Genomic DNA, 12,708 nt, shown 5'->3' with positions numbered 1-12,708 from the left:
GATGCCGACCTCGTGCGAGCGGGGCTAACACGAGGCACATGAATCACATTGTCTCAGCCGCTAATTATTTTGCTTATTCTCCAGATCTTCGATATTCTTATCGCCTTCATTCTTGATATCGTCATAAACCTGTTTTCCATTTTTAGTGACTTCGTCATATAAACGTCTCCCTGTATCACGAGCATAATTCCATGCGAAATTCTTCCGATTAGTAATCTGCATCCAGATCTCACCGTGCGGGATAGCATTTCCATATTTATTTTCTAGAACCTGAAGGGCTGGTAGTAGTTGATAATATTCTTTGTTCGCTAGAATCTGCATATCCATTTCCGTAGTATTGATATCTCCCTGCTTCTGTATTACTTGTGTATTTGCCTCTCCTTCTCCTTTCATTTGCCACGTCTTCCACTCGCCTAGTAATTTGATATACGCTTTATTGAGAACATTTTTTAGTGATTCGTCATTATCTACAAAAGTGAACTCTCCACCACCAGATGTAGCAACTTGTCGAAGCAATTTCTGTCCTTCGTTATCCACATTAAAGCCAATAATATTTACAACAGTCTTCACTTTGGATTGGTTGAGCTCTTTAGCAATCTGAACTGGATTACCTCCACAAGTTTCAATTCCATCACTTACCACATACACGACCGAATCGGTTGTCTCAGGATCTATATCCTGTTTTACAGATTTCAGAGCATTTGCAATGGGAGTCCATCCGGCTGGTTTTACGCTTTGAAGCGCCGTTTTCATTTGATCAGTCTGGTTACCTTGACCATGAAATATTTCTTCTGTACTGTTACATGAAACTTGTTTATCTTTCTGACTTCCAGTTCCTTTATGTCCATATACCCGCAAAGATACCTCTGCATTTTCAGGTAATTTATCTGCGAAGATCTGTATAGCTTCTTTGGCAGAGTCCATTTTTGATTTGCCATTGATCTGCGCTTTCATGCTGCCACTGGCATCAAGTAGGATCGAAATGTGTAACTTCCTACTTTCGGGTAATGTGATGTTGCCATCAGGTCGTTCATTATTCACTTTAACTTCTGTGTCATATTTTTTGAAAGTGGTTATATAAGAGCGATAATCTTCAGCCAATAGGAGGAGGAGTTCTTCAGTATATTGATCAGCAGTCAAGTCATTCGGCAATTGATCCAAAGCTGCCTTAACTTTCTGTTCATCATAATTTGAACCGGCAAAGCGTCCTGGTGGTTTCATTAATATTTCTTCTATTTCTTCATCTGTTAAAGTAGCCTGGGGTTTATTCTGATTAGAGTCCGAAGGGCTTTGATTTTCTGATCGGGGTTCGCTTTGATCTGATTCTGCTGGGGTCTGAACTTTCGAGGTGTTCTTTTCTGGTTCGACACTTAGCGAGGAATCCGGTGAGTCCTGAATTTTTGAAGTGTTCTTATCAGGTTCATGACTACAGCCCGCTAGAAATACGATTAAAGTTACAAAAATGAAGATGTACCTTCGAATCATTAACGTACCTCCAATTAATATTCTCGTTAAATTCAATCAAACTATTATCTATCCAGCCGTATTTCATTGGATATTCACTGCTTCCGGGAAAAATACCTGTTATTCAGTCTGATACGAGCAGGCAAGGTTTTCCGATTTCCATTCGTATTGATGCTTTAATTCGTTTCCGTTAAGGTCGGTGGACATCATGAAAGGCTCCGCTTTGGGCTCATGAAATATAACCCGAATATTGGACTCGGGATATTCGAAAAATCTCATCTCGGAAAAACAACCTGATGATTGGGAACCGTCGACAAGCTTCCAGTTCCCCTCTAATTTCAACTCTTCAGCTTCCGTTTTTTTCGCATTATTACAGCCAATCAGCAAGGAAACGACAATAATACAGCAATTGTTCCTACTATCGAACTTTTCATCAATAACTCTCCACCCTTTGCTGTATTTTTTAATCCCATTGATCAATCAAGTAATTAAATCTGAATTTCGAAAGTAAAGCTTTTTAAAACATGAATAGGGCTCCAAATCTTATTCTTGATATGAACTTGGCGGTGAAAACCGTCTACGGCGAATCAAGCTGGCGCTGCGAAAGGCAAGAACCTGAACAAGCCCGGGAGCCAGAACATCGGGTTTACACGATTGCCCGTTTCCGGCTGGAATTCTTTCACTGCGCCGCAACGCTGATTCGCCGCAGTGTGATTCTAAAATTGGTTAAAGATTTTGCTAATCGATATGTCTGGAAGCGAATGGAAGCCAGGATCCGCATGCTGGAATGATTTCTCACTCAATTTTACATGGAAACCATGAAGCCTTTTCGATGGGGAGGGGGAAGAACGCTTTCGAAATTTAGGTTAAATATTATGGATCAACCCGATTCCTGAGTGTATTTCCAAATTATACACCACAAATCAGTAATTTACATCCAAATATGGAAATTAGAATAAATAAAGAACTCCCTTGCCAAGGAATTAAGAAGCAACTCACCCCTCTTGAATTTCCCTATCTGATTTTCAACCACGGAATTATGCAAAATACTCAGTTAAAAAACACAAAAAAACGGATGCTCGTTTGGCGACGTTCATCCGTTTTTTTGTGTTTATGTTGCTTAAGGCTTCAGCACCACTTTGATGCATTGATCATCCTTGTTGTCAAAAATTCGATACGCGTGCTCTACTTCTGATAGTGGGAGCCGGTGCGTAATTATGTCCCTGGCGTCCATTTCACCCGATTGAACCCACTTGAACAGGTCCGGCATGTAATGGATGACGGGAGCCAGTCCCATTTTAAGCGTGATATTACGTTCAAACAAATGCCCGAAGGGAAACATGTTATACGTTAATCCATATACACCAACGACCGAGATCGTACCAAACTTCCGGACCATGTTAGCGGCCATATGGAACGCCCCAAGCGAGCCTCCCTGCAGCATCAGAGTGGTCTCGACCTTTTCGACCGGAGTGCGTTTGGCATCCAGTCCTACACAGTCGATGACCACATCGGCCCCGCCTTTGGTAAGCTCGATCAGGTATTGATCGAGATCATCCACAGCTTCAAAATTGTAGGTTTCCACATGATTAAATTCCTTGGCATGCTTCAGTCTGTAGTCTACATGATCGATGGCGATGATACGTTTGGCCCCTTTTTTCCATGCAAATTTTGCGTAAGCAGACCCACGGGGCCGCAACCCAGCACCACTACCGTGTCACCTTTTTTTACGCCGGCATTGTCTACTCCCCAAAAAGCCGTAGGCATAATATCAGACAAAAAGAGGATCTGCTCGTCTTCAAGCTCCGCATCCTCGGGCACAACAAAGGGTACGAAATTTCCGTACGGAACACGAAGCAGCTCGGCCTGTCCTCCCATATAACCGCCGTATGTATCCGAATACCCAAATATCCACCCCACCGGTATCCTTTGCGTCGCTCGAGTTATCGCACTGGCTCTCCATCTGGTTTTGGCAATAGAAACACTGGCCGCAGGAGACATTGAATGGAATGATTACCCGGTCTCCTTTTTTCACGCGGGTCACCTCTGGACCAACCTCTTCGACGATTCCCATCGGCTCATGACCAATTACATCATTATCATGCATGCCCGGAATCAGACCATGGTAAATATGGAGATCCGAACCGCAAATCGCGGTTTCCGTGACCCTGATCAAGATATCATCCTTTTTCTCAAGCCCCGCATCCCGGACTTCCTTTACTTTCACCTTTTTGCGTCCCTGATACGTTACTGCTTTCATGCTACTTGCCTCCATGTCCAGTTTTCCATATTCTGTCCAGAGAGAAATAAAATGTTCATAGCAATCTGTTTGATTGCCTAATTTTTGGTAATATAGCAAAATCGTCCAAGATAAATACCTCTGGGTCCAATATAATAAGAATAAATCCCCAGTCATAAGGAAGGTGAAACCATTTTGCAACTAATTTATCCAATTTCAGAAGATGGAATACGACCGCATGTGGGTAAACGCGTTTGTGCTGTTTTATGTGATGGCAGATATTATTACGGCACAATGACGGATGTGAGAGATGGCCATATATTTTTAGGTGGTAATAATACTCAAATTGCAACAACATGTAGCTCAAAAATAACAAAACCAAAAACTAGACTAAAATCTGTTTCTATTTCCCGATTTTTCCCTGGTTCTCGAGCTGGTTTAGGCCTCTCATTAGCAACACTTGGTTTTTTATTTTTAATTTAACGACAAAACGGTAATTAAAATGGTTTTATGAAATGAAACTGCTAAATATCCCGAGATGATTTGCAATATATTCTATCAGTGAAAACAATTTTTAAGAAGGCCCTAGTAATAAGCTGGGCCTTCTTTTCATTGGGACTATTCTTTTATGTAGATCCATTCCTCCATGGTCATGCCCCGCTTCCTCGCATGCATCGAAGCCTTTTCACAGGTAGAAAGAAACTGCACGAATAACTATATCTCAGCCCAAGGCAGCGGATTACTAAGTTTGGACCAGTCCATGTGCATTTCGTCCGGTGTCAGAATGCAAGCGTCGAGCTGCTTTTCGATGGCCTCTCGATCCATATCGATACCCATAAGAACGATTTCGTTCATCCGGTCTCCCCACGTCTGATCCCATTTCTGTAGCAGGTTTGGCTCCGCCTCCAGTATTTCCTTTTGCTCCGTTTCACAGACGTTGTGCCGACGTGCTACAGACGTACTACAAACGCGAATGACAAAATAAATTTCATCGTCCAAACATGAATATGAAAATGAGAATATATTGATCTTGTACAATGACTAAATTGAGCGGAGAGAATTTTTTCTATTATACATTATTTAAGGAGGGAGTGATCTAATGATACCTAACATTCCAAAAGAATTATTAAATACCTGGAACAAGAAAAATGATATGCTAATTTGTTCTATGGCAAACAAGGACCAATTCATCAATATGTTACACATCATGAGTCCTACCGTCTGGGCGTATGCAGATATTTATAAAATAGACCACCTCATGCTTCCTTTGCATAATAAGCAACTGCAATCCTCCCGTCCAAGTGCGTGGGACAAAATTATTATGATTAATCATATGCTAGATTTCTATGAAATCGTAATGTGGATTGACTGCGACTGCATCTTTTATAATCCATGGCCGGATATTCGTACGATTCTCGATTACAATTATCCGATGTATCTGACCAGACAGCAGTGGGGAGGAATACCAAACACAGGGGTTTGGGTGGTTAGATCAACTCAGCAAAGCAAAGATATATTGCAAGCTGTCTGGAATAATAAAAAGTTTATTGATAACCCATGGTGGGAACAAGCAGCACTTTTAGATCTTATGGGTTATCAACTTAGTGACAGTCAAGATCCTAATAATATCCCATTTAACCCTACCCCTTTGAGTAGTCAAATTGGCTATCTAGATATTATATGGAATAGTTGCGGCTCTTCTATATCAGAACAAACGGTTATTAAGCATTATTGCAGTCCAAGCAGGCCAAAGGATCTTAATGATCTTTATCAAAAAATGGGAAAAGATAGACATGATTTTTTTTGGAAACTAGATAATTGCCGTTAATTTTTATCTATGATTTATCCGTTTAGACCATCAATTTATGAAAAAAGCGCCAGCAAGTTGACTGGCGCATTTTGACTTTTCGCTAGATACTTTAAGTTTATATGACACATTGGAAGTAATTTTCCTATGCCCTACTGTAAAAAGAGAGTTAAAAATCCCTTTGTTTATAAGGATTTTTACCTCTATCTTTATTATTTTTTTATTCTTCACTATTCTATTTTAAACAAAACGGAGGAAAGATCGTGTTTGACAAAATTTCAAATGCGAATATTGCTTCATTTGGAGTGATTACTACATACGTATTTAGCGGCTGGAACGAAGCCCTAGCTTTACTAGCTATATTAGTTGTAATGGATTGGCTCACAGGTGTTGGAGCATCCTTGCGTGAAGGAATCCGATACCGTGATTGCTATTCTTTATAGAATTGGCTCTTTTCTGGGTCTTAGTGGAACATTAAGTCTTGCCGTTGGAGCTACATACTTTTATATAAGCAATGAGTTAATTAGTTTGGCTGAAAACTACGGTCGTCTTGGACTTCAAATGCCTGAGCAGTTTAAGAGAGCAATTAGCGTGTTAAAAGATAAGAGTAAGAGTGATGACGTAGAAGTCAGCTCCTGATGAATCATGCTGATCCCGCGGTCTCTTGCCGCACGGGTATTTGGCAGTTCGATTTCCTCGCCTTTATAGACAATCCGTCCCACATCCTTGGTGCACACGCCGGTCCGATCTTCATCAGCGTGGATTTGCCGGCACCGTTCTCTCCGACCAGCGCATGCACCTCGCCCGGCATCAGCTCAAGCTGGCACTGCTTCAAAGCGTGCACACCCGGAAAGCTCTTTTTTATTCCTTCCAGACTCAGTAAAGCATTCACTTGTATTCCCCCTGTTTCTGCTGTTTCAATGAGCGCGGGAAGCGTTTTCATATTCGTAGCTTCATTTTACCGGGATGCCGTAATGACGAATATGGAATAATCTCTTTAAAAAAGTCGTATGATCTGCTTCCTTGCAAAAAACGCAATAAAACGGATACTCGTTTGGGGACGGTCATCCGTTTTTACGGGAATGCGTTTATGTTCCTTAAGGCTTCAACACCACTTTAATACATTGGTCATCCTTGTTGTCGAATATTTGATACGCGTGCGCCACTTCTGTAATCGGAAGCCGGTGCGTAATAATATCCGTCGCGTCCATTTCACCCGATTGAATCCACTCGAACAGCTTCGGCATGTAATGGATAACGGGAGCAAGTCCCATTTTAAGTGTAATATTGCGTTCAAACAAATGCCCGAAGGGGAACATGTTGTACGTCAATCCATATACACCAACGACTGAGATCGTACCAAACTTCCGGACAATATTAGCTGCCATATTGAACGCCCCAAGCGAGCCGCCTTGCAGCTTCAAAGTAGTCTCGACCTTTTCGATCGGAGTGCGTTTAGCTTCAAGTCCTACACAGTCGATGACAACATCGGCCCCGCCTTTGGTAAGTTCGAGCAGGTATTGATCGAGATCATCCACAGCTTCAAAATTGTAGGTTTCCACATGATTACATTTTTTGGCATGCTTTAGTCTATAGTCCACATGATCGATAGCGATGACGCGTTTGGCCCCTTTTTTCCAGGCAAACTTTTGCGCAAGCAGACCCACAGGGCCACAGCCAAGAACTACCACCGTGTCACCTTTTTTCACGCCGCCATTGTCTACTCCCCAGTAAGCTGTAGGCATAATATCGGATAAGAAGAGAATCTGCTCGTCTTCAAGCTCCGCATCTTCGGGCACGACAAAGGGGACAAAATTTCCATACGGAACACGAAGCAGCTCGGCCTGTCCCCCCATATAACCCCCGTATGTATCCGAATAGCCCAAATATCCGCCGGTATCCTTGACATCGTTAGATTTGTCGCACTGGCTCTCCATCTGGTTCTGACAGTAGAAGCACTGACCGCAGGCTACGTTGAAAGGAATGATTACCCGGATACGGGTGTTGCGAAGCTGCTCGAATCTGACGGATTGGAACCATTACCTTAACGTTCCGCGTATTCGTGGCGGGAAGTTCACGACAGAGCTTTTTAGTCGTTATCAGGAAGTGAACACTTCCTTAACTTCCACCTTTTTACGTCCCTGATACGTTACAGCTTTCATGCCGCTTTCCTCCATGTCCAGTTTTCCATATTCTGTCTAGAGAGAGGAATGTTAAAAACTAAATCTCAGCCCAAGGCAGCGGATTCCGAAGCTTGGACCAGTCCATACGCATTTCGTCCGGTGTCAGAATGCAAGCGTTAAGTTGCTGTTCAATGGCTTCCCTATCCATATCAATGCCAATCAGGACGATTTCGTTCATCCGGTCACCCCACGTATGATCCCATTTCTGCAGTAGGCTTGGCTCCGCCTCCAATATCTCCTTTTGCTCCGCTTCCGGCATCGCCGCCAGCCAGTAACCTGCTGGTCCAAATTGGATCGATGGCCCTGCCTGACTAAAGCTTGCAGCCACATCATCCTTGACTGCGAGCCATACGAGGCCTTTGGCCCGTACAACCTCTTCCGGCCATGCCGACATCAATCCCGCTAAACGTTCTGGATGGAAGGGAGCTCGCTTCCGATATACAAAAGAGCTGATACCGTACTCCTCCGTTTCTGGCGTGTGGCTTTCCTTCTCCAGCTCCTGGATCCATCCCGCAGACATGCTCGCTTTTTCGAAATCGAACAAGCCTGTATTCATAATCATGGAAGGGCTGACTTGTCCGTTTACGATGCGGATGATCTTGGCGGAAGGCTGCAGTTTTCGAAGCAGTCCCTCCAATTGCTCCAGCTCCTCTCCCTCCACAAGATCGCATTTATTCAGCAGTAGAACGTCACAGGTTTCAATTTGATCGATAAGCAGATCCACTACGTCTCGGTTATCGTTTTCTCCCGCGGCCTCCGCCCGGTCCAGAAGAGTATCACCTGAAGCAAAATCCTTCCAGAAACGGTAAGCATCCACAACGGTAACCATGCAATCCAGGCGAGCAAACTTCGTCAGATCGATGCCGGATTCTTCATCAATGTAACTGAAGGTTTGGGCGACCGGAATCGGTTCAGAAATGCCTGTGGATTCAATCAGGATATAATCGAACCGGTCTTCCTCTGCCAGCTTCTTCACTTCATTCAGAAGATCATCCCGCAGGGTGCAGCAGATACACCCGTTGGACATTTCTACAAGCCTCTCTTCCGTCCGGGAAAGACTTGAACCCGACTGCACAAGAGCAGCGTCCACGTTGATTTCGCTCATATCGTTAACGATGACAGCTACTTTCAGCCCCTCACGGTTGTTCAAAACATGATTAAGTACCGTCGTTTTTCCCGCACCAAGATATCCGCTTAGAACGGTAACCGGTATTTTTTTCTCTTTCATTTCTTCACGTTCCTTTCTTCATATAAAATAACGATTTCCTATTGGCAGCAACCTATTTTACAGCAGCTTACTCATTCAACGCTTTCGTCAGCGCCTCCAGATTCGAACGCATCACCGCGATATAATCGAGATTGTTCGCCTGCTCTTCCTCCGTGAGTCCTTCGAGCGGATTCAGGACAGCCGTTTGTGCTCCAATCTCATTAGCGATCGTATCCGCAACCTGGGAGGATACCAGCGTTTCGAAGAAAATCGTCTTTACCTGATGCTCTTTGGCAAATTGAACGACATCCGCCATGGCGGAAGCTGAAGGCTCCTGCTCCGGCGACAGACCGGCAATGGGAACCTGCGTCAGACCATACGTTTTCGCCAGGTAACTAAATGCGGCATGCTGCGTGATAAAATCCTTGCGTTTGGTGCTGCTGAGTTCTTTTTCATAATCCGCATCCAGATGCTCCAGCTTGGTTACGTAAGCATCCGCATTCTTGGTGAACTCTTCCTTATGCTCAGGCGCTTTTGCAATCAAAGCTGCTTCAATGTTGCGAACCTCCTGAATGGCCAGCTTCGGAGACAACCACACATGCGGATCCATACCTCCATGGTCATGTACCGCTTCCTTTCCGTCCTCTTCTTCCCCACTGCCTTCAAGAAGTTCAATTCCTTTGCTCGCTTCGACAATGCTCAAATTTTTGTTATCCATGCTGGACACGACCTGATCCACCCAGCCCTCCAGTCCTGCACCGTTATAGATAAGAACATCCGCGTTCTGCATTTTCGCAATATCCTGAGGCGTCGGCTCCCAGTCATGAGGTTCCATCCCGGCCGGGATCAATAGATGCACATCCGCCAAATCACCTGCTACCTGGCTGGCGAATTCATACATAGGATAGAAACTGGCTTCCACCTGAAGCTTGCTTGATGTAGAAGCCGCCGCAGGCTTGGAAATCTGCGTGTTCTCCTCTGTTTTCTGTCCGCATCCTGTCAATGAAGTGGCGAATACAGCCAGAGTGAGTGCTGATACGACAGGAATCCATTTTTTTATCATTTGAAAACTCCTTCTCTTAACTGGATATGTTTTTGTTGATGTAAAATCGTTTGAGCTTTACCAGTCCGGCGCTTCTTCGCCAGTCGTAATACACGCTGCACTCCGATACCACAGAGAAGAATCATCACCAAGATCAGAGCGATGGTTCCTCCTGGCGGCGTATTCGTATAGTAAGATGCAGCCAGCCCGCTGAACATGCCCGTCATGCCTGTGACGATAGCTAGCACGCAAGCGGATATGAAGCCTCCTGCAAAACGCAGAGCGAAAGCCGAAGGGAGTACGATCAAGGAAGATACCAGCAGAACGCCTACAATCGGCATGGCAGCCGCAACAATCATGCCTGTCATCACCGCAAAAGCAAAAGACAGCAGCTTTACCCGCACCCCGCTGACCGCCGCGGTTTCTTCTTCGAACGTCAGGCTGTAGAGCGGACGACGGAGCACCAGGAAGAAAATCAGTCCGATCACCGTAACCGCCGCGATAATAATAAGCTGTGATGGGCTAACGGCAACGATCGAGCCGAACAAATAAGAACTGAAGCTTTTGTTCAGGCTCGTTTTCAAACTCATCAGCACCATCGCAAGCGCTAGACCTGAGGTCATGATGATCGCCACCGGAACTTCACTGTACGTTTTGTAGGTTCTGCGCAGCTGTTCAATCGTTATCCCTCCCAATATCGCGAACAAAAATCCGTACAATGCCGGATTCCCATGAAGCACGGAACCGAGAGCAACACCGGCCATCGACACATGCGACAGCGTATCAGACATCAGGGACTGTCTTCTCAGCACGAGATATACTCCGAGAATCGGAGCAATCAGAGAGATCAGCCATCCAGCCAAAAAAGCACGCTGCATAAATTCATACTGGAGCATTGTAGTTCTCTTCCTTCCCTTCCAGGTAAATTACACGATCAAGATACTCCCTGGCTTCATCCAATCCATGTGTCACCATGATGACCGTCTTGCCCTGCGTCTTGACGATGCTTCGCATCCATTCATAGAAACGGATTCGGGAGGCCGTGTCCATCCCGGTTACGGGCTCGTCGAGTACAAGCAGGTCAGGCTGCTGGACCATGGCGCGTGCGATACAGGCCCGTTGCTTTTGCCCACCAGACAACTCCCCGATCTTGCGGCTTCGCAGTTCCCACAAGCCGACGGCTCGCAGCGTGTCTTCCACCAGGGCGTGCTGTTCTTTGATAAACCGCCGAAATAGACCCAATTCCGGATAACAACCCGACCTCACCAGTTCGATGACCTTGCTTGGAAAACCGGGATTAAACGACGATGCCTGCTGAGGGACATAGGCAACCGAGCCCTTTGTGAATTCCGACGAGTACTGAATCGTGCCGCTCCATGGCTTCATGAGTCCCAGCATCAGCTTCAGAAGCGTCGTTTTGGCAGCGCCATTGGGGCCGCTGACAGCAATAAATTCTCCGGCATGAATATCCACGGACACATTCCGGATCACGGGCTCATGTTCATATCCAAAAACGATATTGCGTAAAGAGCAAAGAATCATATGTATCCTCCTCATCGTTAATAGTAATAATTACGATTTAAAATAGACAAAAAAAATATCTCTATCGTATACGCACATGTCTGTACGGTTATATGCCGTAATCGCGTTCCTTATTCGTAACAATTACGTTTAACATTAAATCACAGATTGTCCTGATTTGCAAGTTATTCGTAATTATTACTATTAAATGAATATAAAAAAAAGACCTCATGCACCTGAGTCATTCTCCAATGGAAAAAACAAGTCCGATACGGCGTTTTTTTTGGGCTATTGAGGACAAAGCAACCCAGTACCATGCCGGTACTGGGTTTGTAATTTACTGGGGAAAAAGAAACGTCTATGAATCCAATATCACGCCACTATTGAGGTTCATCACGGTGCCTGTTATAGAAGCAGCATGATCCGAAGCAAGGAAGACTGCGGTGTTCGCGACTTCCGTTAGGGTCGGAAGATGTTTGAGCAGTGTACCTGCTGCTGCACCCTGGAGCATCTGCTCGAGTGTAATGCCAGCACGATCGGCGACACGCCCGAAGACATCGCGACTATGGGAACCGATGGCCACCGCTTCGGGGATCATATGGGGCCGTATGCAGTTCACACGGATGCCGAGAAGACCGAGCTCACCTGCCAAATGGCGGGTCATGGCTTCAATTCCTGCACAGGCGACGCTGTGTCCTATGAACCCAGGTCCTGGCATGCGCGACGCGGGAGTTGAGAGCATCAGAATGACGCCAGAACCTTTCTCCGCCATATGCCGAGCTGCAGCTTTCGAAGTGATGAAGTGTGTCCGCGTATAGACCTGAACCGGATATTCGTAGTCTTCGAGGGACAGTTCCATAGAAGGCGTACCTTGAATGTGGTCGATCCCGACAGCATTCAGACAGATATCAATACCACCTGCCCTCGCAGCTACTTCACTTGCATGATTCTCAACCGATTGTTCATCAAGCGCATCTACTTGGCTGATGTCAACTTTGCCTCCTGCGGCAGCGATTTTGCTCGCAACGTTGTCAAGTTTGGCCAATGTACGGCCGGCGAGGAACACATTTGCCCCTTCGCGCGCGAAAGCATGGGCCACCGCACTACCAATCGCCCCGCCCCCTCCATAGATTACAGCATTCTTGTTTGCTAGCAGCATAATATTTACCTCCTTTTTCCACCATCATAGCATAGATCACAGGAACTGATTTCTTTTCGATTGCGATGTTGTGTGATCATGATGAA

At 45.3% G+C, this 12,708-nt stretch carries 10 protein-coding genes and 5 pseudogenes; 5 read left to right on the top strand and 10 right to left on the bottom strand.

What is annotated here, in order from left to right; genetic code table 11:
* Positions 1 to 60: 60 nt before the first annotated feature.
* Positions 61 to 1,485 (bottom strand): VWA domain-containing protein, encoded by a 1,425-nt coding sequence (locus MUG84_RS04410; protein WP_244720751.1) that lies wholly within the window; start codon positions 1,483 to 1,485, stop codon positions 61 to 63.
* Positions 1,486 to 2,093: 608 nt separating this feature from the next.
* On the opposite strand from MUG84_RS04410, the pseudogene MUG84_RS27440 reads away from it, so the two are divergent.
* Positions 2,094 to 2,255, top strand: a pseudogene (locus tag MUG84_RS27440) (IS1380 family transposase); the annotation flags it as partial.
* A 329-nt stretch (positions 2,256 to 2,584) separates the two neighbouring features.
* Here the strand turns inward: MUG84_RS27440 and MUG84_RS27600 are convergent.
* Positions 2,585 to 3,724, bottom strand: a pseudogene (locus tag MUG84_RS27600) (zinc-dependent alcohol dehydrogenase).
* 174 nt (positions 3,725 to 3,898) lie between these two features.
* Between MUG84_RS27600 and MUG84_RS04395 the strand changes: the two are divergent.
* Positions 3,899 to 4,186, top strand: a complete 288-nt coding sequence (locus MUG84_RS04395; RefSeq protein ID WP_244720744.1) for a hypothetical protein — start codon at positions 3,899 to 3,901, stop codon at positions 4,184 to 4,186.
* 231 nt (positions 4,187 to 4,417) lie between these two features.
* Here MUG84_RS04395 and MUG84_RS27210 read toward each other — a convergent pair whose 3' ends face one another.
* Positions 4,418 to 4,702, bottom strand: coding sequence for a GTP-binding protein (locus tag MUG84_RS27210; RefSeq protein WP_280521130.1), 285 nt, complete (start codon positions 4,700 to 4,702; stop codon positions 4,418 to 4,420).
* A gap of 100 nt (positions 4,703 to 4,802) precedes the next feature.
* On the opposite strand from MUG84_RS27210, the gene MUG84_RS04385 reads away from it, so the two are divergent.
* Together MUG84_RS04385 and MUG84_RS04375 are read left to right on the top strand one after the other, a co-directional pair.
* A complete protein-coding gene (locus MUG84_RS04385) occupies positions 4,803 to 5,531 on the top strand; it encodes a putative nucleotide-diphospho-sugar transferase (RefSeq protein ID WP_244720710.1) in 729 nt (242 codons plus the stop codon).
* A 366-nt stretch (positions 5,532 to 5,897) separates the two neighbouring features.
* Positions 5,898 to 6,149 (top strand): phage holin family protein, encoded by a 252-nt coding sequence (locus MUG84_RS04375; RefSeq protein ID WP_342346090.1) that lies wholly within the window; start codon positions 5,898 to 5,900, stop codon positions 6,147 to 6,149.
* Here the strand turns inward: MUG84_RS04375 and MUG84_RS04370 are convergent.
* Positions 6,140 to 6,453 (bottom strand): annotated as a pseudogene (locus MUG84_RS04370) (ATP-binding cassette domain-containing protein); the annotation flags it as partial. The gene MUG84_RS04375 and the pseudogene MUG84_RS04370 sit on opposite strands and share 10 nt — an antisense overlap.
* Before the next feature lie 154 nt (positions 6,454 to 6,607).
* Positions 6,608 to 7,504, bottom strand: a pseudogene (locus MUG84_RS04365) (zinc-binding dehydrogenase); the annotation flags it as partial.
* A gap of 32 nt (positions 7,505 to 7,536) precedes the next feature.
* On the opposite strand from MUG84_RS04365, the pseudogene MUG84_RS27590 reads away from it, so the two are divergent.
* A pseudogene (locus MUG84_RS27590) lies at positions 7,537 to 7,631 on the top strand (transposase); the annotation flags it as partial.
* Positions 7,632 to 7,730: 99 nt separating this feature from the next.
* On the opposite strand, the gene MUG84_RS04360 reads toward MUG84_RS27590, so the two are convergent.
* The 5 genes from MUG84_RS04360 to MUG84_RS04340 form a co-directional block, all read right to left on the bottom strand.
* Positions 7,731 to 8,921, bottom strand: a complete 1,191-nt coding sequence (locus MUG84_RS04360) for a GTP-binding protein (protein ID WP_244720702.1) — start codon at positions 8,919 to 8,921, stop codon at positions 7,731 to 7,733.
* Positions 8,922 to 8,988: 67 nt separating this feature from the next.
* Positions 8,989 to 9,963: a metal ABC transporter substrate-binding protein gene (locus MUG84_RS04355; protein ID WP_244720699.1), complete on the bottom strand. Its 975-nt coding sequence runs from the start codon at positions 9,961 to 9,963 to the stop codon at positions 8,989 to 8,991.
* A complete protein-coding gene (locus tag MUG84_RS04350; protein WP_244720696.1) occupies positions 9,960 to 10,838 on the bottom strand; it encodes a metal ABC transporter permease in 879 nt (292 codons plus the stop codon). The genes MUG84_RS04355 and MUG84_RS04350 overlap by 4 nt, the downstream gene beginning before the upstream one ends.
* A complete protein-coding gene (locus MUG84_RS04345; protein ID WP_244720693.1) occupies positions 10,825 to 11,484 on the bottom strand; it encodes a metal ABC transporter ATP-binding protein in 660 nt (219 codons plus the stop codon). The genes MUG84_RS04350 and MUG84_RS04345 overlap by 14 nt, the downstream gene beginning before the upstream one ends.
* Before the next feature lie 337 nt (positions 11,485 to 11,821).
* Entirely contained in the window at positions 11,822 to 12,622 is an 801-nt protein-coding gene (locus MUG84_RS04340) for an SDR family NAD(P)-dependent oxidoreductase (RefSeq protein WP_244720690.1), read from the bottom strand.
* Positions 12,623 to 12,708: the final 86 nt, after the last annotated feature.

Source organism: Paenibacillus mangrovi (genome assembly GCF_022898935.1).
Lineage (GTDB): Bacteria > Bacillota > Bacilli > Paenibacillales > Paenibacillaceae > Paenibacillus_AQ > Paenibacillus_AQ mangrovi.
This window is presented reverse-complemented; position numbering and strand designations above follow the sequence as displayed.

Bases quoted from the DNA above. Each gene is read 5' to 3' on its own strand.
- MUG84_RS04385 (WP_244720710.1), top strand. From the start codon at position 4,803: ATGATACCTAACATTCCAAAAGAATTATTAAATACCTGGAACAAGAAA.
- MUG84_RS04350 (WP_244720696.1), bottom strand. From the start codon at position 10,838: ATGCTCCAGTATGAATTTATGCAGCGTGCTTTTTTGGCTGGATGGCTG.
- MUG84_RS04360 (WP_244720702.1), bottom strand. From the start codon at position 8,921: ATGAAAGAGAAAAAAATACCGGTTACCGTTCTAAGCGGATATCTTGGT.
- MUG84_RS04345 (WP_244720693.1), bottom strand. From the start codon at position 11,484: ATGATTCTTTGCTCTTTACGCAATATCGTTTTTGGATATGAACATGAG.
- MUG84_RS04340 (WP_244720690.1), bottom strand. From the start codon at position 12,622: ATGCTGCTAGCAAACAAGAATGCTGTAATCTATGGAGGGGGCGGGGCG.
- MUG84_RS04410 (WP_244720751.1), bottom strand. From the start codon at position 1,485: ATGATTCGAAGGTACATCTTCATTTTTGTAACTTTAATCGTATTTCTA.
- MUG84_RS04355 (WP_244720699.1), bottom strand. From the start codon at position 9,963: ATGATAAAAAAATGGATTCCTGTCGTATCAGCACTCACTCTGGCTGTA.